Annotated in this window: 15 protein-coding genes; 7 read left to right on the forward strand and 8 right to left on the reverse strand. The window is 42.7% G+C overall.

The genetic code is table 11. The features are described from left to right. Positions 1-29: 29 nt before the first annotated feature. Together AB4623_RS06370 and AB4623_RS06375 are read left to right on the forward strand one after the other, a co-directional pair. Positions 30-1,481: a catalase gene (locus AB4623_RS06370; protein ID WP_017066332.1), complete on the forward strand. Its 1,452-nt coding sequence runs from the start codon at positions 30-32 to the stop codon at positions 1,479-1,481. A 217-nt stretch (positions 1,482-1,698) separates the two neighbouring features. Next, a complete protein-coding gene (locus AB4623_RS06375; protein ID WP_017063996.1) occupies positions 1,699-2,571 on the forward strand; it encodes a patatin family protein in 873 nt (290 codons plus the stop codon). A gap of 120 nt (positions 2,572-2,691) precedes the next feature. Here the strand turns inward: AB4623_RS06375 and AB4623_RS06380 are convergent, their stop codons facing one another. Both AB4623_RS06380 and AB4623_RS06385 read right to left on the reverse strand, forming a co-directional pair. Further along, positions 2,692-3,684, reverse strand: coding sequence for a 2-hydroxyacid dehydrogenase (locus tag AB4623_RS06380; protein WP_372104664.1), 993 nt, complete (start codon positions 3,682-3,684; stop codon positions 2,692-2,694). A gap of 612 nt (positions 3,685-4,296) precedes the next feature. After that, complete coding sequence (locus AB4623_RS06385; RefSeq protein WP_017063994.1) at positions 4,297-5,097, reverse strand: ferredoxin--NADP reductase; 801 nt, start codon at positions 5,095-5,097, stop codon at positions 4,297-4,299. A gap of 332 nt (positions 5,098-5,429) precedes the next feature. On the opposite strand from AB4623_RS06385, the gene AB4623_RS06390 reads away from it, so the two are divergent. Further along, on the forward strand, positions 5,430-6,374 hold the full coding sequence (locus AB4623_RS06390; protein ID WP_017063993.1) for an acyltransferase: 945 nt from the start codon (positions 5,430-5,432) through the stop codon (positions 6,372-6,374). Between the two features lie 105 nt (positions 6,375-6,479). Here AB4623_RS06390 and AB4623_RS06395 read toward each other — a convergent pair whose 3' ends face one another. The 3 genes from AB4623_RS06395 to glgX form a co-directional block, all read right to left on the reverse strand. Further along, positions 6,480-7,208, reverse strand: a complete 729-nt coding sequence (locus tag AB4623_RS06395; RefSeq protein ID WP_017069730.1) for a tRNA (adenine(22)-N(1))-methyltransferase TrmK — start codon at positions 7,206-7,208, stop codon at positions 6,480-6,482. A 131-nt stretch (positions 7,209-7,339) separates the two neighbouring features. Then, positions 7,340-9,082 (reverse strand): diguanylate cyclase, encoded by a 1,743-nt coding sequence (locus tag AB4623_RS06400; protein ID WP_065583771.1) that lies wholly within the window; start codon positions 9,080-9,082, stop codon positions 7,340-7,342. A gap of 231 nt (positions 9,083-9,313) precedes the next feature. Then, positions 9,314-11,308 (reverse strand): glycogen debranching protein GlgX, encoded by a 1,995-nt coding sequence (gene glgX, locus AB4623_RS06405; RefSeq protein ID WP_372145996.1) that lies wholly within the window; start codon positions 11,306-11,308, stop codon positions 9,314-9,316. A gap of 433 nt (positions 11,309-11,741) precedes the next feature. Here glgX and AB4623_RS06410 point away from each other — a divergent pair, with 433 nt between their 5' ends. From AB4623_RS06410 to AB4623_RS06420, 3 genes are all read left to right on the forward strand, one after another. Beyond that, positions 11,742-13,061, forward strand: coding sequence for a carbohydrate porin (locus AB4623_RS06410; protein ID WP_248382685.1), 1,320 nt, complete (start codon positions 11,742-11,744; stop codon positions 13,059-13,061). Between the two features lie 81 nt (positions 13,062-13,142). Next, complete coding sequence (locus tag AB4623_RS06415; RefSeq protein ID WP_372113915.1) at positions 13,143-14,009, forward strand: MalM family protein; 867 nt, start codon at positions 13,143-13,145, stop codon at positions 14,007-14,009. A gap of 95 nt (positions 14,010-14,104) precedes the next feature. Beyond that, positions 14,105-14,932, forward strand: a complete 828-nt coding sequence (locus AB4623_RS06420) for an alpha/beta hydrolase-fold protein (protein ID WP_333010960.1) — start codon at positions 14,105-14,107, stop codon at positions 14,930-14,932. Positions 14,933-15,008: 76 nt separating this feature from the next. On the opposite strand, the gene AB4623_RS06425 is transcribed toward AB4623_RS06420, so the two are convergent. From AB4623_RS06425 to AB4623_RS06435, 3 genes are all read right to left on the reverse strand, one after another. Further along, entirely contained in the window at positions 15,009-17,834 is a 2,826-nt protein-coding gene (locus AB4623_RS06425) for an amylo-alpha-1,6-glucosidase (RefSeq protein ID WP_372145998.1), read from the reverse strand. Positions 17,835-17,864: 30 nt separating this feature from the next. Beyond that, entirely contained in the window at positions 17,865-19,043 is a 1,179-nt protein-coding gene (malE, locus tag AB4623_RS06430; protein WP_048610530.1) for a maltose/maltodextrin ABC transporter substrate-binding protein MalE, read from the reverse strand. 367 nt (positions 19,044-19,410) lie between these two features. After that, positions 19,411-21,042, reverse strand: coding sequence for an alpha-glucosidase (locus tag AB4623_RS06435; RefSeq protein ID WP_372113909.1), 1,632 nt, complete (start codon positions 21,040-21,042; stop codon positions 19,411-19,413). A 194-nt stretch (positions 21,043-21,236) separates the two neighbouring features. On the opposite strand from AB4623_RS06435, the gene AB4623_RS06440 reads away from it, so the two are divergent. Further along, entirely contained in the window at positions 21,237-22,154 is a 918-nt protein-coding gene (locus tag AB4623_RS06440) for a LysR family transcriptional regulator (protein ID WP_372113907.1), read from the forward strand. Positions 22,155-22,253 lie beyond the last annotated feature (99 nt).

A 22,253-nucleotide genomic window follows, 5' to 3' on the forward strand; every position in this document is an offset into this window, starting at 1 on the left:
GTGCACATTTACCCTCTAAGGAATCGATCATGAGTAAAAAACTAACTACAGCAGCAGGTTGTCCTGTTGCTCATAACCAGAATGTTCAAACGGCGGGCAAACGTGGTCCACAACTTCTTCAAGACGTTTGGTTTTTGGAGAAATTGGCCCATTTTGATCGTGAAGTGATTCCAGAGCGTCGTATGCACGCGAAAGGCTCAGGTGCTTACGGCACATTTACCGTTACACACGACATCACAAAATACACCAAGGCAAAATTGTTCTCTGAAATAGGTAAAAAAACCGACTTGTTTGCACGTTTCACAACAGTGGCGGGTGAGCGCGGTGCTGCCGATGCTGAACGTGATATTCGTGGCTTTGCATTGAAGTTTTATACTGAAGAAGGCAACTGGGATATGGTGGGCAACAACACGCCAGTATTCTTCCTTCGTGATCCTCTTAAGTTCCCTGACTTAAACCACGCGGTGAAACGTGACCCACGCACCAACATGCGTAGCGCGAAAAACAACTGGGATTTCTGGACTTCTTTGCCGGAAGCTCTGCACCAAATTACTATCGTAATGAGTGACCGTGGTATCCCTGCGACTTACCGTCACATGCACGGCTTTGGTAGCCACACGTTCAGCTTCATCAACGCTGATAACGAACGTTTCTGGGTGAAATTCCACTTCAAATCTCAGCAAGGTATTAAGAACCTTTCTGATGCAGAAGCGGCACAAGTGATCGGTGATGATCGCGAAAGCCACCAACGTGATTTGCTAGACAGCATCGATAACCAAGATTTCCCGAAATGGACGTTGAAAGTACAAGTGATGCCAGAAGCGGATGCAGCGAAGGTTCCATACAACCCGTTCGATTTGACTAAGATCTGGCCTCATGCAGATTACCCGTTGATCGAAGTGGGCGAATTTGAGCTAAATCGTAACCCGCAAAACTTCTTCGCAGAAGTAGAGCAGTCAGCATTCAACCCAGCGAACGTAGTTCCAGGTATCAGCTTCTCGCCAGACAAGATGCTGCAAGGTCGTCTGTTTGCTTACGGTGATGCACAACGTTACCGTTTGGGTGTTAACCATCAGCACATTCCAGTGAACGCTCCTCGTTGCCCAGTACACAGCTACCACCGTGATGGCGCGATGCGTGTCGATGGTAACTTCGGTGGCACATTAGGTTATGAGCCAAACAACGAAGGTCAGTGGGCAGAGCAGCCAGATTTTGCTGAGCCAGCACTGAACCTAGATGGCGCAGCAGCACACTGGGATCACCGCGAAGATGAAGATTACTTCTCGCAACCGGGTGACTTGTTCCGCCTAATGACACCAGAGAAGCAAGCGATTCTGTTTGATAACACTGCTCGTAACCTAGGCGGCGTACCAAAAGAGATTCAATTGCGTCACCTAAGACACTGTTACAAAGCCGACCCTGCATACGGTGAAGGCATTGGTAAACTGCTTGAGATCGATGTGAGCGAATTTAAGTCGTAATCAATCATCTTGATTCGTTAATTTAAAGGCCGTTGAGTGAATCACTCAACGGCCTTTTTTGATCTCGCCGTTTATTAAGCAACCCTAAATCATTGAAAAATTTAATAATCCACATTGATAGTTTTTACCTATCGAATTGATAAATCTATCCCATTATCTTTGTAAGAGTGATGGGATTATTCTACGACTATCAGTTTATAAAGTAGAAGAGTTTGAGATGAATAAGAGCGCATTAATCGTTGAAGGTGGAGCAATGAGAGGTATTTTTGCTGCCGGAGTTTTAGACGCCTTCATGCAAGACGATTTCCGTCCTTATGATTTTGCCATCGGCGTATCTGCAGGTGTGTCGAATCTGGTTGGCTACTTATCTCATGCACCAAAACGCAGTTATGATGTGATCACCACGATGGCGACGGATAAAACTTTCTTTAATCCTGCTCGCTTTGCCAAAGGCGGTAACTTGGTAGATGTTAAATGGTTATGGAACGAATCCAATCAACGTTATCCGCTCGATTGTGGTGAGTTGTTTTCAAGTATCCCACTCATTGCTGCTGTCACAAATGTCGATACGGGCAGTGCAGACTACTACCATATTAAGCCAGAAAACCTTTCTAACGTGGTGGAAGCGACCACCGCTTTACCTATCGCTTACCGCGAAACACCGTGCTTCTCTGGTGGCTGTTATACCGATGGTGGTGTCGCGGATTCAATTCCGGTTCGTGAAGCATATCGCCGTGGCGCACGCGATATTACCGTGATTCTGTCTCACCCATTGAGCTACCGAATGAAGCCTCAAAAGCACCAATGGATGCTGAAGAAACTATTAAAGAAATTCCCGAATATTGCTGAGTCGATGGCGGTACGTGCTGAAAACTACAACCAGTCTCTGGAGTTCATTCGTAACCCACCCAAAGATGCGACCATTAAAGTGATAGCGCCGCCAGAAGCGTTCGCAGTAAAGCGTTTAACTATGGATCAAAGTACTCTTAATGCAGGTTATGAGATGGGCATTAAAGCGGGTGAAGAGCACCTTGCCATTCGAAAAGGCGTGTATGGTTTAGACACCGAAGATTGTCATTTCTGCGTCTAGGAACGTTTTTAGGATACTGGATAAACGACAAAGCCACGCTGTTCACTTCAGAATAGCGTGGCTTTGTATTTGTAGACCTAGTTTGTTTTTAACTCAGTCTGCTATTAACTCAATTAGCGATTAAACGAGTTCGTTACCGCTGGTGTTGCCAGCAAAGAAGGCATCAACACTGGTGAGCGTTGTATTGGCGATGTTGAACAGAGCATCTTTGGTCAAGAAAGCTTGGTGACCTGTGAACAATACATTGTGACAAGCAGACAGGCGGCGGAATACATCATCCACAATGACATCGTTCGATTTGTCTTGGAAGAACAACTCTTTTTCGTTGTCGTAAACATCGAGGCCAAGCGCGCCAATCTTGCTCTGTTTAAGCGCTTCGATTGCAGCTGTTGAATCTAACAATTCACCACGACTTGTGTTGACTATCATCACGCCATCTTTCATTTTATCAAATGCAGTCGCATCCAATAAATGGTAGTTTTCTTTGCTCATTGGGCAGTGTAGAGAAATAACATCAGACTCTTGGTAAAGCTCGTCTAGTTCAACATATTTAGCCCCAAGTTCGACAGCCAACGGATTCGGATATGGGTCGTAGCATAGGATGTTCATGCCTAAACCTTTCAGAATACGCATGGTCGCTAGGCCAATTTTTCCAGAGCCTATCACACCTACAGTTTTACCGTGGAAGTTGAAGCCTACCAAGCCCTCAAGAGAGAAGTTTGCATCACGAGTACGCTGATACGCTTTGTGCAGCTTGCGGTTTAAACACATCATCATGCCGACCGTATGTTCTGCTACTGACTCTGGTGAATAAGCAGGAACGCGTACCACTTGCAAGCCAAACTCTTTGGCTGCGTCTAGGTCGACCTTGTCAAAGCCCGCACAGCGCATCGCGATTAACTTGGTGCCGCCTTGAGCAAGAATCTCTAACGCGTCTCGCGATAGGTCATCGTTTACAAACGCACAAACCACTTCGTTGTCGTGCGCCATTTTTGCTGTTGTTGTGGTGAGTCGAAAATCGTGAAAATGAAACTCAGCGTTGAGTTCGCCTTTTGCCAGTTCGAATGATTTTTCGTCGTATGATTTTGAGCTAAAAAAAGCAATGTTGAGCATGGCTTCCTCTCTTACCTAAAATATAAATAACCCACTAATTCATTCTCTGAAACGGGATTAAAACAAGGGCATGTTGACCTTTCGCGGTTAAGTTTTGTTCGAGATAAAATCGTTTTAATCGCGACGAGAGGTTTGCCGCCTAGTCATTCTAAGCAAAACCCTCTCAACAAAGAGTAAAACGATTTTAGCCGAACCCTTCGGGCAGTGTTTGTGGTTCCTTTCTACAGCGTTATCGAATTCTCATGTAGGCGAGCTACACGTCGAATTCTCTGCCTTGTATAAATAACCCACAAACGGCTGCAAAAATCAGCTCGATAGGTCAACATGCCCTACAACTCTGTTCAGTGTGCTAGAGTTTTTTTCTCTTGTCTATCACCATTAGTCATTGTAATTGCTATGGTTATTTGATCTTTTGTCTTCACTTATTGAACATTAAAAATCACATTACGAGGTTGCTTGCTTATAAGTTCATCAATATTGAATGAATCTTACTTTCGGGTGTGGAACGTTGAATTTTCCAGTGTGACGGAATACGTAAATGACTCATATAAAACCTCTTCTCTAACTGTTCTTTGAAAGTTGTGCTTCTGTCTAACGAGTGGCGGTTGTTATTTACCAGTAGTTCTCACTGCTGAATTGACCGGGTTTTCTGCGTAAGTGCTTTTCGAAACCTAAGCTAGTTAGCGCTTCGCTTGTGTCACGAACCATTTGCGGATTGCCGCAAAGGTAGAAAAAACTGCGGGTTTGATTGAAAGCGACAGACGCGGCTTGCTCGAGGTCGCCTCCAAGTAACAAATTTGGGATTCGTCCGCGCAAAGTTCCGGTAACTGATTCTCTAGAAATAATTGGCACATATTTAAGTCTCCCTTGAAAGTGATTAACGAGTTGAGTGATACGATCTCGATAAGTCAGGTCTTGCTCTGTTCTTACAGCATGCACTAGAACCAGATTCTTGAATGAAGAGGCTTTGTCTGAAGCCAACTCATTTTGCTGTATCTGCATGCTCTCAAGTATTGAGATAAATGGGCCTACCGCGGTTCCGGTTGAAAGCATCCATAGATCGTCGGCGATCTCTGGGATCTCATCTAATGTCATAAAGCCACTTGGGTCTTTCCCGACAAAGATGTCATCACCAGCTTGCAATTCGTGAAGTTGAGGCGAGAGCTGACCGTTCTGATCCTTAATAATCAAAAACTCTAGATGCTGATGTCCTTGCTCATGCTCTGGTGCATTCACCATAGAATAAGCGCGTCTCACAAACTCACCTTCGTTATTGAGCAAGCCAAGCTTAGTAAACTGACCTGCCTGATAAGAAGAGACAGGTGCACTAACCTGGAGTGAGAACAATTGATCTGTCCATTCTGTTTTGTTTAGGACTTTGCCTGTAACTAAACCATGAGGAATATCTGTCATATCATCCACCTTTAAGAAGAGAAGTTATCTCATTAAGGATACTCAACTATTTACACTTTAGAGTTGCATGTACCACGCCAATAATGAGAATGCTTATCAATACTGATTGAAGGTTAATTATTGGGTCGAATATTGTCAAAAAGACAATATACTATTTGAGTCCAAATGACTCGTACATGTGTTTTTGGTTTCGTTTTAATAGACTTTAGCTGGTTGAACATCGTTAACATAGGTTGAGTGGTTTGACCCCTAGGATATTCAATCAATTACTGAAGAGAATAATTTATAGATGCGTATAATGGCGGCTTTCGTTCTCAATATAACTGTGTTTTATGCTTGATAATCTTCGTATGGCCTTGAACGTATTGTTCGTGACCATTAATACTGCATTCACCGCATTGGCTGTGAGCCTGTTTGCCCTAATCAAACTTATTTTGCCAATTTCTGTCGTTCAAAAATCATGCACTCGCTTAGCTAACTTCACATTCTGGTGTTGGGCTTCTCTTAATTTATGGATGTTGAACGCCAATAACGATATCGAATGGCAAGTGGAAGGGGGGGAAGATATTTCGACCAAGCAGTGGTATTTGATGATGTCTAACCACCTAAGCTGGGCAGATATTGTGATTTTGTCTTCAATCCTAAAAGACAAAATGCCGATGACGAAGTACTTCTTGAAACATGAATTGTTGTACGTACCATTTGTTGGCTTGGCCTGCTGGGGCTTAGATATGCCATTCATGAGACGCCACTCTCGTGAGTTCCTATTACGCAACCCAGAACGCCGTAATGATGATTTTAATGCAATCAATAAAGCGTGTACTAAGTTCAAATTAGCACCGACAACATTGGTTAATTTTGTTGAGGGGACTCGTGCAAACCACGAGAAACTGGCGTCAGCAAAGACCCCTTATCGCCACTTATTGAAGCCGAAAACTGGGGGCGTGGCATTTGCTTTATCTGCAATGGGCCCAATTTTGGATGGCATCGTGGATGTGACCTTAGCTTACCCTGAAAACCAAACCTCTCCGTTTGAAGATATGCTGAAGGGCAAAATGACTAAGGTCGTTGTGCGTATTAAATTGCATCCAATGGATGAGAACGTGAACGGTAATTACTTTGAAGATAAGGCTTTTAAACGTCGCTTCCACAATTGGTTGAACAGCACGTGGAAAGAGAAAGACGTCTACCTTGACACGGTTTATGGGGTTGATAAGCCTTCTGAGGTAGAGACAGTTGACGAGCCTGATGTGGCTTATAAGAAACAAGAACAGTAAGCTAAAACTGAATCGATAGCATTAATAAAGCCGATAGCTCATTGAACTATCGGCTTTTTTATTAATTTGACTTTCTTAATATTCAAACCATTAAGTTAGTACTTACTATGGCTTAACCGCCTGGTAAGCATCAATAATATGCTTTACTTGGCTAGGTTTGCCTTGCTTCTCTTGTCCTTGATGGATACGTAAGTAGTGCTGCAATGTTTTGGCTTTGTATTGCTGTGATACCTTCACTTGTTCATCACAACTTGGTGTCCAGATCTTGTCACCGACGTTTGATATCTCGCTAACGGTTTGGCTCTTTTCTGAATCACCGCGACTATTACTCACCAATAAAATCTCGTAGTAACGACGGTTCTCTTCAATCAACACTTCATCAATAAGACCAAAATGGATCGCCTTTAAATGGCTTCTCAACTCGAATTGCTGATGCACAGGACAAAGCAAGAAATCGATCGCTTTGTCTGGGTGTTGGCGATGAATATCATCTACGAGCTTTTGAGTAAGATCGCCACCGACGCCCGCAATAATCACCAGGTGTTTGCCAGTATGTTTCTCAAGCGGGATAGCGGCGACATCCATACAGTAGACTTGCCATTGGCTAGTCACTTTCTGTTCTGCTATTGCACCTTGCGGAAAGTAACGCGTAAGTTTGCTTTCCAAATCGCTCATAAGAGACGGGACAATATCGACAAAGTGAAGCTGAGGTGCTTTGTTATCCGACAACAGTTGAACACCCAAGAAGCCGTGATCACAACAACAGTCCCAAATATGTTGGTAGTCATTGCTGACAAGGGAATGGAGAGTTTGCAGTCGGTTACTTAGCTTCATAAGGCTCGTGTCGTTAGAAAAGGGGTATTGTCGTGTTGAACGCGCATTGTAATGACTTTCCATAAAAACAAAAGCACCTAGGGTATGAATCCTAGGTGCTTTGTAGTGGCTACAGAAATGTAAGTATAGGTTTACGATGCTTTTGCAACGGCTCTGATATGGCCTTCCACTCGGTTCTTACCAAGTTGTTGCGCGATAAGTTTCGCTTGTTCCGCCAGCGCTAAAGCTGAGTCTGTTTCACCCTCTATTTGCGAGTATCCCACGCTAACCCCTAGCGATAAGGTGATATCTGGAGTGACGATGGTTTTCTCCGCGATTGCGACTCTGCACTGGTCTAGCTGGAATTTGGCATCTTTCACATCATTGGCTTTGAATAATACTGCGAACTCCTTTCCTCCAACACGAGCCAAGCAAAGTCCCTTTGGCTTGGGGAAGTAACTGCGTATCGATTCTGCAGTCAGCTTGATCATCTTGTCGCCAACCGCTTCACCGTAGGCTCGGTTTACGTGGTCGAAGTTATCGATATCAAGCAGAGCGACATAGGTATCGGGCTCGCTCACGTAGTTTTCGATGGCGATGCTGAAACTGCTCTTATTGTCTAACTGCGTCATCAGATCTTTGCTGCTCAATTGATGTTGAAGCAGTAAGTTAGACAAAGAGACTTCAGTGTAATCACGGATCATTCGTAGAATACTCTGGCTGATCGGTAAGTTTACGTTTACGTACAACACTGCGATCAACTGCTGACGAGAGTGCAAAGGAATACAGTAATGACGTTGGTGTATTTTGAGTTTACACGCCAGTGGATCGGCGTACTTACCACTTCGGTAAGCCATAGTGTCCGGTGTAAATCGCTCTGCAAGGGCTTTGTCACAATGTACCGTGGATTTGTTTCCGTGATAGTCGATGGTACTGAATGCGTGGTTCTCAAGCTGATAGAGACAGAATTGAATGCCTTTTTGGTAGGTGAAACTATCCAGTATGGATTTTAACTCTCGCTTAAAGCTTACAAGGTCATCGACTTTATTCAGTTGCGACAAGGACACGTTCAAACGATAAGCCAGATAGTTGGCACCAATCCACAATAGCAGGAGTGAGCCCAGTACTAAGCCCGTCAACGTAAATTGATGTGAGCTGGTTAAGATGTCATGGCGGTCAGTGCCCGCAATGAACACCCAATTTAAGCTGTTGTCTGCGTCAAATACCGATATTTTGAAGTTATCTTGATAGTAATATTCGTGCTTACCAACGGTTTCACCTTGTGAGAGTTGGTGGCTGATCCCTGCATGGAAGCTGATGGATTTAGAACCGATACGCTGTGGATCCGGGTGGAATACCAGTCGCTCTGTTGCTCTGTCTACAACAAATACATAGCCATTATTAAGCGTTTTTAAATCTCTTAAACCCTGCGTGGTGTGCAACAAGTCAAATTCAATCCATATTTCCTCGTTCAATCTTTCTACCGTGTGTTTTACCGCAAATACCCAACGCCCATCAGGCTTTTGATAAACGGAAGAAATGTAGAAATCCTCAACGACGTTGTCTATTGAATGCCATTGTATTACGGCGATTTGTTCGCTCGAAAGTGGAAGACCTCGAGTGGAAATATAATTTTGAGATTGCGGTTTGTATCGAACGATATCTGAGAAATTGGGTGTTCTTTTTAGGATATTATCACTGATTTCGCGAAATTTTTTGTCATCAAAGCTGGATGCCTTAGGTAAGCCTAAACTGGTCTCAAGAAAGTAAAGCTTGCCGAAAACGGCTTCGATATTTGAGCGAATAGTGGAACTAGCGATACGAATATTTGATGATGATTGGTTAGTTGCTGTAGTTTCAACTTTCTCTAGTTGAGCGATAGCTAAATAAAGCATTCCTCCGGTTAGTAAGAGTATGTATGGTTTGAAAAGCCGAATAAGTGTTTTAGGTAAAGCCATGATATCCAAGACGTTATAGATTCATTTTTATAGTACGGCAATACTAAACAGTTTCATCCATCACATCAATGCAAATGATTCCATATAAAAGAATGATTTATGTGATATTCAGCTAATAAAAAAACCAGCTATAAATATAACTGGCTTTTATGGTTTTTTGGCGTTTTATTAAGCTAGCTTAGCTTTTACTTCAATCAAATCAGTGTTATCTGGCGAGTAGTGCAAAATTGCCATCGAAGTCGGCGATAGCAGCATTTCACCTTCTGCATGACCTGGTTTTACATTTCGTAAGTTGGTATCACAAATGGTGACCCAGTTTTGGTCGCGATCAGTCGGTAACGAGAATCGAGCGGGTGCGTTGGTTTGGTTTATCAAATAAATCAATTCGTCACCGTCTTTGCCAATACCTAAGTGCAGCGCAACAGAGCTTAAACGATTCCAATCATCATGCTCCATGAGTGTGCCATCGACACGGCTCCAGAAGATGCGGTTCGAGTTGCGTTTTTCTCCGCTGAACGCCTTAATAAAAGGCACCATATATTGTTGACGTGCAGAGATCATTTCAGCTAACCAAGTCTTGAAATAAGTTTTTCGCTCAGAATCTTCCCAGTTAATCCAGCTAGTTACACTATCTTGACAGTAAGCGTTGTTGTTGCCTTTTTGAGTGTGAGATAACACATCAGCTGTCAGAATATGTGGAATGCCAAAGGCAAACAACAGACTCGCCATGAAGTTACGTTTCTGTTTTTCGCGTGTGGCAACAACCAATAGGTTTTCGGTTTCCCCTTCAACACCGTAGTTATCAGAGCGGTTATCACCGTGTCCATCTCGGTTGTTCTCGCCGTTATCTTCATTGTGCTTGTGTTTGTAAGAGACAAGGTCCTGCATTGTGAAGCCGTCGTGATACGTGATGTAGTTTACGGTTAGTCTGTATGGCCAGTGTGCTGCGCTGTAGATATCGCGAGATCCCATTAAGCGCGTCGCAAACTCTTTTAGATAGCCTTGATCACCGCGCCAGAAGCTACGTGTGATATCACGCAGTTTGTCGTTACATTCATTCCAGCCTAGTGGAAAGTTACCTACTTGATAACCGTTAGGGCCAATATCCCACGGTTCTGCAATCAACTTGGTCTCTTTGAGCACAGGATCTTGAGCAACGGCTTTGAAAAAAGCAGCTTCAGGGTTGTAATTATCGCCTTCACGTCCCAGCGTCGCGGCCAAATCAAAACGGAAGCCGTCGACTTTGAATTCACTCACCCAGTAACGAAGCGTATCCATCACTAAGTTGAGTGCGGGCTGGTGGGTGAGATCTACTGTGTTTCCACAACCCGTGAAATTCGCATAATGGCAGCCATGTTTAATGTAGTAGCGGCTATCGAGTGCTTTTAGGTTGAAGGTGGTTCCGCCTTCCCCACCTTCTGCTGTGTGGTTGTACACGACATCTAGAATGACTTCGATGCCATTGCGATGCAGCTCACGAATTGCAGTTTTGAGTTCATTAACAGCGTCTTTTTCTGCGTAGCGAGGGTCTGGCACCATGAACAAATATGGGTTGTAACCCCAATAGTTCACTTTATCCATGTCCAAGAGATGAGGCTCATGCATACATGCGGCAATGGGCAAAAGCTGTAGAGAGTTGATATTTTGCTGTTTGTAGAACGCAAGCATTTCAGGGCTCACTAACCCTAAGTAGCGTCCTTTAGTATTGGCAGCCACTTCTGGGTGCAGTTGAGATAGACCTTTTACATGCGTTTCAAAAAGAACGGTATCTTCGCGGCTAATGCGTGGCTTTTCTACATCTTGCCAATCGAAGGTGTCATCAACAACGACACATTTCGCCATAGCAAAGCTTTTTTCATTGGTATATGGTGTGACGTAATCGAGCAGTTCGCTTATTGCTTTGGCATACGGGTCTGAAAGCAGGATAGGGCCATTGTCCGTTTCGGCAATGAAGCCGTATTTTTGCCCCGCTTTAATACCATCAATAAAGACATATCTGATATCAGCGTATTCATTTTCCAATTTATAAGTGGTGAATTCGTCGTTCTCGTCAAAAAGAGCGAGTGAAAGAGATTTACAGTCAGGAGAATAAATAGAGAAGTTGCAGCCAGTGTTACCTAGCGTTGCGCCTAGCGGATAAGGGCGAGCGAGCGTTCTAGTCATTGCTTGATTTCTTGTTCGTTTATCAACATCAGTGAACTATTAGTAAAAGGCTTTGTCACAGTAAGGTCAAGCAACTTCACAGATTAATTACGGTAAAAAAATAATTCATCGATGAAGTTCAAATTATATATTTGAGCTAGATCTCACTTATGTTGAATAATTAGATCTGTGTGCTGTCTACTCCTCCTATATTAAGTGATCTACCTCTTTAAAACACCATTCTGTATATTTTCTACTCCCCTCTAGTCCCCCTTAATTAACTTAGGGGCGGAGGAAGTCAAACTTGTCATCCCCTCTTAATATTGACCCCGTTGAAACGAATCAGGGGAAACCCTAAACCTCTCTATCTTACGACTACCATTACTGCCTTTGGTTGCCGCAAGAGAGCAAAAATATAAAAACCTAAAATAAATCGTCCTTAATGGAGTTAAGAATGAAAAAAGTAAGTTTGATTGCTGCTGCGGTGACTACTGCACTTATGGCTGGTTCTGTATATGCAGAAGAAGTAGCTCTTGATGTAACAAGTGGTGATGAAGCAATGGAAGTTGAGGTTAAAAACCCAACGGAAGTTATTGCTGATGGCTGGGAAGTTCACGGTTACATGTCTTCTAACGTACGTGTTGTAGATGGTAAAACAGTAGATACTGAATTTGGCAAGCCAGATTACAAAACTGCGGGTACACATGGTAAGAGCACTAACCAAGTTGAATTCGTAATTAAGAAGCACTCTGAATACCAAAATGGTGTTTGGGCTGACTACGTTCTACGTACTGAATATGGTAATGGTAACTCTTACGCATACTCTTCTGAAGGTGGACAGAAGCAGAATACTGACTCTCAGTTTGAAGTAAAAGAGGCCTTTGTTGAACTAGGTGGCGTTCTTGGAGAAGACACATCAATTTGGGCTGGTCAACGTTACCTAAATCGTGCTGCAGGTATCTTGTCTGGTGAGTTCTGGAAACAATCATCAGGTGTTGGTGCTGGTATCCAAACTAAGTTAGGCGGAAATACTGCAGGTATTGCATACACGATGGCTGATACAAATGATTCCATCAATAATGGTACTGACCGTGCAACACTTTCTTCTCTTGACCTTTACTATTACGGTGTTGACGCAGGTATCGGTTCATTAGATTTTGATTTGAAATACGGCCAACAAGCTCTTGACGGAGAAAATGACGACGGCTTCGGTGCATCTGTGACTCTTAATACTAGCTACTACGGCTTAGATGGTTGGACTCAAAACGCGATTGCATACGGTACAGGTGTAATGCAAAACCGTGGCGTGAACTTCGGTAACTGGTCAGGCGGTAATGATGATGCCGAGTCTCTATTCTTGACTTCTTACGGTGTCCTAAATATCTCAGAAAGATGGCAACTAGGTACAGAAGCGACATATATCACAGCTCTTGATGAACTTTGGGGCGCTGAAGGCCTAACACGTTATATTGTTGCAGCTCGTCCTTCTTACAAGCTTAACGACAATATTCGTTTAGAGGCGACAGCTTCTTACGCACACGAAGAAGGTGATGAAGGTTACTGGGGTCGCACTGGTGATGATGTAGAAAGTGATATTCTTAACCTAGAAATTGCTACAGCATTCACAGCAAACTCAGACTACTTTGGTCGCCCACAAGTAAAACCTTACATCAGCTACATTAAAGCTGACGACGAAGCAAGTGCTAAGCAAATTGGTATCGAAAACGGTAAAGACCAATTTGTATTCGGTGTGCACACTGAAATTTGGTTCTAAACCATTTACAGTATAAGGCAGCCAATTGGCTGCCTTTTTCCGTTTTCCCCAAAACAACAACCAATAGTGAGAGAGATTAAAATGACAAATAAAAGCTCTATGTTAGCCGTGGTACTAGGTGCCTTGCTAAGCGGTTGTGCTTCAGATGCTCAAGTTCAAACTAAATTAGATGCCCCTACCAACGCAGAAGTATGTTGCAGCGATTTTTCTCAGTTCCCATACGCACGATTAAATGACAATGAAGATTTAAAATTTGATATCGACCTGGGTTCACCTGTCGGTACATTTACGACCGGTAATAGCCACTTTGCAGCGTTCAAGTTCAGCGATCGCTCTGGTGAGATGTTAGTTAAGCTCTCTAGTTTGATGATCGATGATTCTGTTTTCGCTCCAGAAGCTATGCTTCTTGATGAGAACTTTAAGCCAGTACAAACATTGAAGTTTGAAGACTTTAAGGTTCAGGCATCCGATGCGTTTACACGCACTAGTTACATTGAGCGCTTACGTGTTGATGCAAGTAAAACACCTTACATTATTATTTACACACCAGCTGATGAGCTAGGAAAAGCGATTAGAGTTGATCACCCTGCGAAAGTTCGTGCGAAAGAGTTTGGTGAAGTGATGCCTATGGTCACTGACCCTGTATACACCAATCAACTAGTTGGTCGTCTAGTATTAGAAGTTGAAACTCTAAAGCTTCGCCCTTACCGTGCTAAAGCTGCTGTAGTTCCAGTGGCTGCTGTTGCCACTCCTGTGGTAGCGACAACTAACAAAGCTGATACACAGATTCGCGTACAACAAGAGACAAAAGACTTCTATTTATCTGCTATACAAAATGCGGTTAAATCTGGTGATGTACCTAAAGCTTTAAGTTTGTTGGATGAAGCAAAAGCTCTCAATGTTGAAGGTGCACAAGAAGCCTTTGTACGAGCTGTCAACGCAAAATAGCTTAATAAATTAGCAGCCTTGTAGCTTAGATCGAACGCTCCTTTAAGGGGCGTTTTTTCTATATGTATTCATATATTTCAGGTTTAGAGGTAGTTATGCAATCTGAATTGATTCTTATTGATGAGTTCCTAATCCCACAACTTAATCGAACTCGCACACTTCGTATTTATCTTCCTGCGGGTTACCGACAATCAGAACAAGCTTATCCGGTCTTATACATGCACGATGGGCAGAATGTCTTTGAAGAGTCCACAGCGACATATGGGATGTGTTGGGATGCACGAACGGCCCTTGATGAGATGCAGAGACTTGGTAAATTATCTGGGTTAATTGTCGTAGCAATCGACAGTAGTGATGAGCTTAATAAGATGGGGCGTTATAACGAGTATTCACCTTGGAAAGCACATCGAGACATAAAAGAAATGGGCGTGGGTGATGAGTTACTTAAATTTGGTGGTGAAGGTGACGATTACATGGCTTTCATCTGTCGAACATTGAAGCCTTATATAGACCAAACATACAGAACAAAGCCTAGCCGAGAGTTTACGTATCTTGCTGGTAGCTCCATGGGGGGATTAATCAGTTTGTACGGAGGTTCTCTATATCAGGATACCTTTGGCGGACTTGGGGTATTCTCTCCAGCGTTTTGGTTCAATAAAACCTCATACTTCGAATATATGAAAGAGTTGAACTTTAGGTATCCAACAAAAATATATATGGATATGGGAACGGATGAAGCTCGCGAAGGCACAATAGTGGATTTCGCGGATGTATATCTAAGTGGTTCGCGGGAAATGAATAAGTTACTCGCTCAAAAACGGAACGTGACACTGTTTTATCAAGAAGGTAAAGATCACAAGCATAATGAAATGGCTTGGTCTCTACGATTCCCTGATTTCATCAACTTTATTTTTGGACAATAAAAGAAGGCCTAATTCCATTCTCTTTCGAGTAATAAGTGGATTAGGCTTTCTTTATATCGGCTTGCTAACAATGAAATTAGTCTTTTGCTACTGATAGCTGTTGTTTATTCCGTTTGTTCAACAAGTAGTCATTGTTAAACATGCTTCGGTGTTTCCTGGAAAAATCTGGTTTAGCAAATTTTAAGTCATTTAAGATGGTATTACTTTGTTTAGGTTGAATATCAATATGCGCCTGTTTATTGCTTACAGTGACCTGACTTTGGAGACTATCGATCATTATTTCCAACTGCTCCGTCAATGGTGTTGAGATAACAGCCACAGATTTTTGGTCTATATACAGTTTAAGAACTAATGTTATGTCGGAACTCATTGTACCTTCTAAATTTGACTGAATCTCGTAGTGAGAAATACCACTTTTAGAGTCAAATGCTAACCGTAGTTGATTTCCTTTCCCAAAAGGCAGCGTAGCAACTAATTTATGCCAACAACTTGGAAGGTTGGGTGTTAGGTGTATCTCATTATCTAATAAGCGTGGGCAGTACCCCAAATAGTCCTGTTGCGCGTTACGAGCATATTCGGAAACAGACCAAGCTTGAGCGAATGTGCCTGATTCTACAAGATTGCGGTCATCGACTTGGTAGGCGTCCAAATTCTCACTCATTGTTCCTCTACAGCCTTGTTTAAGGATTTGTCTCGCCAAGTTTTTAGATAGTTGGTAACTGAGGTCTTGCTTCTTAAACTTGTTGAGAGCAGTGATGGTAAAGCCTGCATTCCACCCCCAGATCGTACCATTGTGATAAGCCGCGTCTTTATGGTATGTGGCTTGATTGTCATGATATGGGTGAAAATCAACGTGCTCTTGTTGTAATGAACAGATCCCCCATGGGAACAATAGATTTTCGATAGCATTCTTGACGATGCATTGCTCTTTTTCACTCTGATTAAGATCAACTTTCTGAGGAATTGATATCGTCATGAGCTGGTTTGGACGCACGCTATAATCTGGAACGTCACCTTCAGATAAATGGTCGGCTAATCGATTATGTACATTATCCCAAAATTTGGTTGCGAAGTTTTCCTTCACTTTTCCTGCTTGGATTTTCCAGCTCTTTTCTGCTTCGGAGTCGCCCACTAAAGTTGCGAGTTGAATGGCACAGTTTAAGCTTTCAAACCATAAAGCTTGGATGTCATTGGCTTTAGGTCCGCGAGGAGACCAAGGTGTCATCCCATCAATTTTTGCATCCATCCATGTATCAGGGTGGCGATGTGCCATCAAGCTATCTTCACTTAAGTAGTGTTTTTCGACACCTGTGATGAAACGCTTCAGGGTTGGGTAAATAGCCTTAGCGAACGCGACATCACCAGAATAGTTGATGTATTCGAGAGCTTCTCGAATCATCCACGGTGTGCCATCAGTAGTGTTGTAAATGATGTTCGTTTTACTTGTCACGCGATTGGGGATTCGGCCAAAATTCACGGAGTTTTCGTCGAGCATCTGCATTGATGCAAAGTTTTCAATTATCTCTTTGGCTTCGCTAAATAAGCCATTAACCAAGCTTGTTCCTGATAAAGCGATAAACGTATCGCGGCCCCAGCAGTCTTTGAACCAAGGTAGCCCAGCCCAAATACCGGTCCCAAATTCATGGTTAACAAAGGCTCTACTGGCAAGACGTGACCACATAACCGCTCGGTTGTATTCCAGGTCGTTGGTCCACAAATAATTATTGGTCAGGAAGTCATAAACTCGCTGCTGGTGAAGAACGTGCTCGTTATTTTTGACAGCTTGATTTACCAGTAAACTAGCGGATTCAAGCGTGTCAGCAAAGCCTAAATAGACAATAAGGTCTGTTTGTTTATTCGACGTTGAGAGCATCAGTTTTACATTACCCTCTGAGAGTTGAACTAGATCGCGTAGTTCATGGTGATCGTCTAGTGAGACCTCTTTCGCATGTATTGAATGGTTGCTAGCGATTGCTACAAATCTTGGGCTGCCTTCAGGGCAAACTTGAGGGCTGAGCTCTAAGACTACATTTGATCTTGAGGTATGAACTGTAGAGTGAACCGTCGGTATGTTGAGCTCTGGAATTAGGCTTAAAATGCTTGGTTTGTTTGACGAAACCGTGAGCGATACAAGCCTCGAACCTTGAACAAGGCTTAGCGATTCCTGACTATTGTCGTAATGATGCTCAATTCCATAAGGCATAAGGCGAGCACATTGAGCTTCTAGCTTATTATTAAACTTGCCGTTGGTATAGCTGGCGAAGGAGCCTAGTATCCAACCTTGGTGGTGGCGATATTTTCCACTGTTTACATAGTTATAGGTAGTACCGTGATAATAACCATCGACGTTATCCCCGAATACAAACGGGAATGACTGTTTTTCTGTGATGGCTAGCTCTTGGAATAGTTGCTCATGTGGTATTGCAAACTCAGTGTGCTTCCAGTCAGGAAATACGCCCTCAATCTCAATGAGCTTAGTATCAAGGCGCTCTCGTTGAGGTGTTGATTGAGTGTTGTATTCACCTTTGCTTATGGTGAGGGTTGGAGTCGACGAGGAGAATTCAACTTTCAAGGAGTACTGACCTGCCTCGGTGGGAGAGAGTAGTAGGTCATTGCCAATTCCTTGTGTATTGATAAGAGAGATTGCTTGTTCGAACTCGCAAAGTGTTGCTTCACTTTCATGTCCTGAAAGTGTCCATTGCTTCGTTCCATCTGAATCAGAGATCTTGAAGCGATAGAGATCGGTTGATAAGCATATGCTTGCTCTATAAGAGCCATCTTGCTCTTTGATAAGTGGGGTGTCTAAGCCCCAACCATTAAATGTACCTTTGAGATAAAGAGTAGGGATTTGCATAACGAGGTGACTTCCAAAACAAAAAAGGCACAGCATGCGCTGTGCCAAAGGACAATAGGATATTAATAAGAAGAAAGGTTATTTGGTAATTTGCTTAGCTGCTGTGTCTAGTGCTTCTTTAACCGTTTGCTTACCTTGCATTGCGTTATCGATTGCAGCACCCTCAGCGAACCAGTAAGCGGTCATTTGAGGGATGTTAGGCATGATTTCGCCGTTTTCAGCGTTCGTCATAGTTGACTTGATGCGTTCATCACTCTCAAGGATCTTTTGGAATGATTTTAGTGTCACGGCGCCAAGAGGCTTATCATCATTCATGGTTTTCAAAGCATCGTCTTGGAATAAGTAGTTTTCTAAGAATTCGACAGCAAGATCAGTATTCGGACTTGCAGCATTGATGCCCGCACTTAGGATTCCAACAAACGGGTTACCCTTACCACCATTTAATGTCGGCAATTCTGCAACACCATAATTAACGCCAAGTTTATCTAGGTTGCCCCAAGACCAAGGGCCATTAATGGTCATCGCAACGTTACCATTGGTGAACTCAGCTTCAGCTACTGAGTAATCCATGTTCGGGTTAACAACCCCTTGGTTTACCATATCAACTAAGAATTGAAGACCGTGAACGCCTGCTTCGTTGTTAACACCAGTGCTTTTTGCGTTATAGCCTGTTTCTGTTTTCTCAAAAGCGAATGCACCACCGGCAGAGATCATTGGCCATGTGAAGTAAGCATTTTTCACATCCCACATAATGGCTTTTTTATCTTGTTTAGCCATCTCTTTTTGAATAGCAGCAAGTTCTTCCCATGTTTTTGGTGGGTTTGGAAGTAGATCTTTATTGTAGATTAGAGAAGGTGCTTCGATTGCTAGAGGGTACCCTACAATTTTGCCGTTCACCGTTACCGCATCCCAGCTGAAGTCGACAAGCTTTTCTTTGAATTCTTTGCTTGGGTTTAGTTCGTGAAGTAAACCTGATTCAGCGTAACCACCAAAACGGTCATGTGCCCAGAAGATGATATCTGGACCGCCGCCTGTCGCAGCGTGTTGTTGGAATTTTGCTTCCAGTGAATCTGGATACTGAACATTGATTTTAACGCCCGTATCTTCTTCAAATTGCTTACCAATTTCAGCGAGACCGGCATAACTTTTATCGCCGTTGATCCAGATAGTAATTTCACCTTCTTCCATAGCAAAAGCTGGTGCATTAAAAAGAGCAGCAAGGGTACAAATAGACAGTGTTTTCAATAGAGGTTTCATAGTTTCATTCCATATTCAGAAGGTTATCCATAACGATAATCACTTCTATCAGTTCTTATTATCTTGGAGTGATTTTATCGGTTTCCTTGTGCCTTGAGAAATAGGTAAACAAACAGAAGATATAGTAAAAATCTATATCATTAAGGTGAGGCTAGAGTTTTAGAGGAAGATGGAAAGCTTTTGTGATGTTGAACATGAAAAGAAATGTGAGGGTGGGCTCAAACAAATTGCTGGTCATTTAGCTATAGCTAGCTAAGGAGGGAGTTGCGTATGTCGGTTTATGCTGTGTGAGTTAAAACCACTGATTAGGAACAATAAAAAAGGCAAGGAATTACCTTGCCTTTGTGCGGGGGTTGGGCTTAGAGGGCTATAGTTTTAAAGCAAAAGATTCATAAGGTGCTAAGTGTAATAGCGTATCTACACTTGAAACTTCACCATAGTTGTTGATTAGGCAAGTCGGCGTTTGGGTGCGATATTGTTCAGGAACTTCAAGAGTTAACGACTCTCCTGAGAAGTTACATACGATAAAAAGCTGTTCACCATCCAATTCACGAACGTAGGCAAAAACCTTATCGTGTTCTTCAAAAACAGGAATGAAAGATCCGTAGACAATTGCTGGGTGAGCTTTGCGTAACTCAATTAATTTCTTGTAGTGGTAAAATATTGAACCTGAATCGGCTAATGCACTTTCGACGTTTATATCCGGGTAGTTTGGATTGAGCTCAATCCACGGCGTTCCGTTAGAGAACCCTGCGTTAGCTTGATTGTTCCAGTGCATTGGTGTTCTGGCATTGTCACGGCTGTTCTCGTGAATGGCATCCATCATGTGTTCATGGGTGACACCAGACTCTGTTTTTACTTTGTAGAAGTTATGAGTCTCAATATCCTTGTACTGATCCAAGCTGTCGAAGGCAACGTTCGTCATGCCAATTTCTTCACCTTGGTAGATATAGGGTGTGCCTTTCAAGAAGTGTAGACAAGTCGCGAGCATTTTTGCTGACTCGATCCGGAAGTTTTTGTCATCACCGTATTTTGACACCAAGCGCGGTAAGTCGTGGTTATTCCAGAATAGAGAGTTCCAGCCACCATCTGCCAATTCTAGCTGCCATTTCGTCAGAACATTCTTGAATTCTCTAAGGTCGAGCGGAATAGGATTCCATTTGTCACCGTTTTCCCATGTCAGTGTGATGTGTTCAAATTGGAATACCATCGATAGTTCATTTCTATCTTGTCCGCTGTATAGCTTAGCAATCTCTGGTGTTGCGCCCCAAGTCTCTCCAACTGTTAACAAATCTTTATTGCCAAAGGTAGCCTGATTCATTTGTTGCAATAGCTTGTGTAGTCTTGGCCCGTTGCCCGTAATTCCTTTATCGATCTCTTTACCGATAAGGTCGATCACATCTAATCGAAAGCCGCCGATGCCAAGGTCAATCCACCAGTTCATCATATTATGAACTTCTTCTTGTACCTTCGGGTTTTCCCAATTTAAATCTGGTTGACGTTTTGAAAATAGGTGGAAGAAATATTGTTGTGTTAGCTCATCCCAATGCCAAGCGCTACCGCCGAAGATAGACTCTTGGTCGTCTGGTGCGCTCCCATCCGGTTTTGCATCACGCCAGATATAATAATCTCTATATGGGTTATCTTTTGAAGAGCGAGCTTGTTCGAACCAACGGTGTTCGTCTGACGTGTGGTTTACCACTAAGTCCATGACAATCTTGATGTCACGTTTTTTTGCTTCGTCCATAAGGCGTTGCATGTCTTCCATGCTGCCAAATTCTTTAGCAATCGCTTGGTAGTCAGAGATGTCGTAACCATTATCATCCATTGGAGATTGGTAAACAGGCGATAACCAAATGACATTGATGCCAAGTTCCTTGAGGTAATCGAGCTTACTGATAATCCCATTTAGGTCGCCGATACCATCATTATTTGAGTCTAAAAAACTACGCGGGTAAATTTGGTAGACTACCGCGTCATGCCACCATTTCTGTTCCATCTCAATTTCCACTTAATTAGTTAATTGCCTTTACTATAGTGATTTCACCTTTGAGTGGGAAATAGCATTACTAATGCCCTATATAGAAAAATCCTATATCATGTTGCCTATCCGCTGTGTGCAAACATCAGTGGGGTAATTTGTCGAATTTCTAACCTCGCATTTTGTGATCGAATGCAAACTAAGAGAATCTTATGAATAAGCTATATCGATATTTTCTGATGGTTGCGCATACCGGTAGCATTAAAGGTGCTGCAGAAAAACTGAATATAAGCCAGCCTTCCTTGACTGCTGCAATTAAGAAATTAGAGAGTGATATTGGTGTTGCTATTTTTATTCGGAAGTCAAAAGGCGTTGAACTTACCGAGTATGGGGTGCTGTTTCGGGAGTTTGCGCAAGAGCAGCAAGAAAAGCATCTGTCGCTAATGCACCGTTTTACCGATATGCAGCAGCGCCAATTAGGTAAATTGAAGCTCGGCACAGGCGAAGCTTGGTGGGAACAATTTGTCTGTAAGGCTGTTGAAGAGTACAAACAACAAGAACAAATGGGTTCGCTACATTTAGAGTTCGGAAATAATTTATCTTTGATGCATCACCTTGTTCAAGGGGATATAGATCTGTTTGTTGGCCATGAAATTTATGGGTTGCATGAGCGATGTAAAGTGACTTTCTACCCACTATTTCAAGACAAAGAAGCCGTGTTTGTTCGAAATGGTCATCCATTGTTAACAAAGAAATATCTAGATTTCAGCTTGTTAAGGCGTGATATGTTGGATTATCCAATACTCCAAGTGACTCCCGATCACTCGAGACATAACTCCGTACTTTCTGATCACGTAAATTCACAATCTGGTGGGCGAGATTCTGAGGTAGTAGGAAGAGATGTTTATGATGTTGATTCTCTTTTTGCGAGCTTAGATATGTTAAGAATGTCAGATGCAGTGATGCCATACAGTCATAAAATGTGTGATTGGATGAGAAAAAGAGGATTTGAAACTTTATTGATTGATGATTCTAAGCGAGGGAATGTTGGTCTTTACGCGAAGCAGGGAGCGGACGATCTGAAGATTAAAACCTTCATTGAAATTCTACAAAAGGCTAATTTTGATTAGGCTATAAAAACTAATAGGATTTTGTGCAATTTCGATGGTTCAACATCTCCACTGCTCATGGCATTTAGGTACTTAACATGTTTCATAGACAGGATCTTA

The organism is Vibrio sp. 10N.222.52.C12 (genome assembly GCF_041474215.1).
In the GTDB taxonomy this organism is placed as follows: domain Bacteria; phylum Pseudomonadota; class Gammaproteobacteria; order Enterobacterales; family Vibrionaceae; genus Vibrio; species Vibrio crassostreae_C.

Excerpts from the sequence above, each read along its gene's own strand:
- AB4623_RS06370 (WP_017066332.1), top strand. The coding sequence starts at position 30 with ATGAGTAAAAAACTAACTACAGCAGCAGGTTGTCCTGTTGCTCATAAC.
- AB4623_RS06375 (WP_017063996.1), top strand. The coding sequence starts at position 1,699 with ATGAATAAGAGCGCATTAATCGTTGAAGGTGGAGCAATGAGAGGTATT.
- AB4623_RS06380 (WP_372104664.1), bottom strand. The coding sequence starts at position 3,684 with ATGCTCAACATTGCTTTTTTTAGCTCAAAATCATACGACGAAAAATCA.
- AB4623_RS06385 (WP_017063994.1), bottom strand. The coding sequence starts at position 5,097 with ATGACAGATATTCCTCATGGTTTAGTTACAGGCAAAGTCCTAAACAAA.
- AB4623_RS06390 (WP_017063993.1), top strand. The coding sequence starts at position 5,430 with ATGCTTGATAATCTTCGTATGGCCTTGAACGTATTGTTCGTGACCATT.
- AB4623_RS06395 (WP_017069730.1), bottom strand. The coding sequence starts at position 7,208 with ATGAAGCTAAGTAACCGACTGCAAACTCTCCATTCCCTTGTCAGCAAT.
- AB4623_RS06400 (WP_065583771.1), bottom strand. The coding sequence starts at position 9,082 with ATGCTTTATTTAGCTATCGCTCAACTAGAGAAAGTTGAAACTACAGCA.
- glgX (WP_372145996.1), bottom strand. The coding sequence starts at position 11,308 with ATGACTAGAACGCTCGCTCGCCCTTATCCGCTAGGCGCAACGCTAGGT.
- AB4623_RS06410 (WP_248382685.1), top strand. The coding sequence starts at position 11,742 with ATGAAAAAAGTAAGTTTGATTGCTGCTGCGGTGACTACTGCACTTATG.
- AB4623_RS06415 (WP_372113915.1), top strand. The coding sequence starts at position 13,143 with ATGACAAATAAAAGCTCTATGTTAGCCGTGGTACTAGGTGCCTTGCTA.
- AB4623_RS06420 (WP_333010960.1), top strand. The coding sequence starts at position 14,105 with ATGCAATCTGAATTGATTCTTATTGATGAGTTCCTAATCCCACAACTT.
- malE (WP_048610530.1), bottom strand. The coding sequence starts at position 19,043 with ATGAAACCTCTATTGAAAACACTGTCTATTTGTACCCTTGCTGCTCTT.
- AB4623_RS06435 (WP_372113909.1), bottom strand. The coding sequence starts at position 21,042 with ATGGAACAGAAATGGTGGCATGACGCGGTAGTCTACCAAATTTACCCG.
- AB4623_RS06440 (WP_372113907.1), top strand. The coding sequence starts at position 21,237 with ATGAATAAGCTATATCGATATTTTCTGATGGTTGCGCATACCGGTAGC.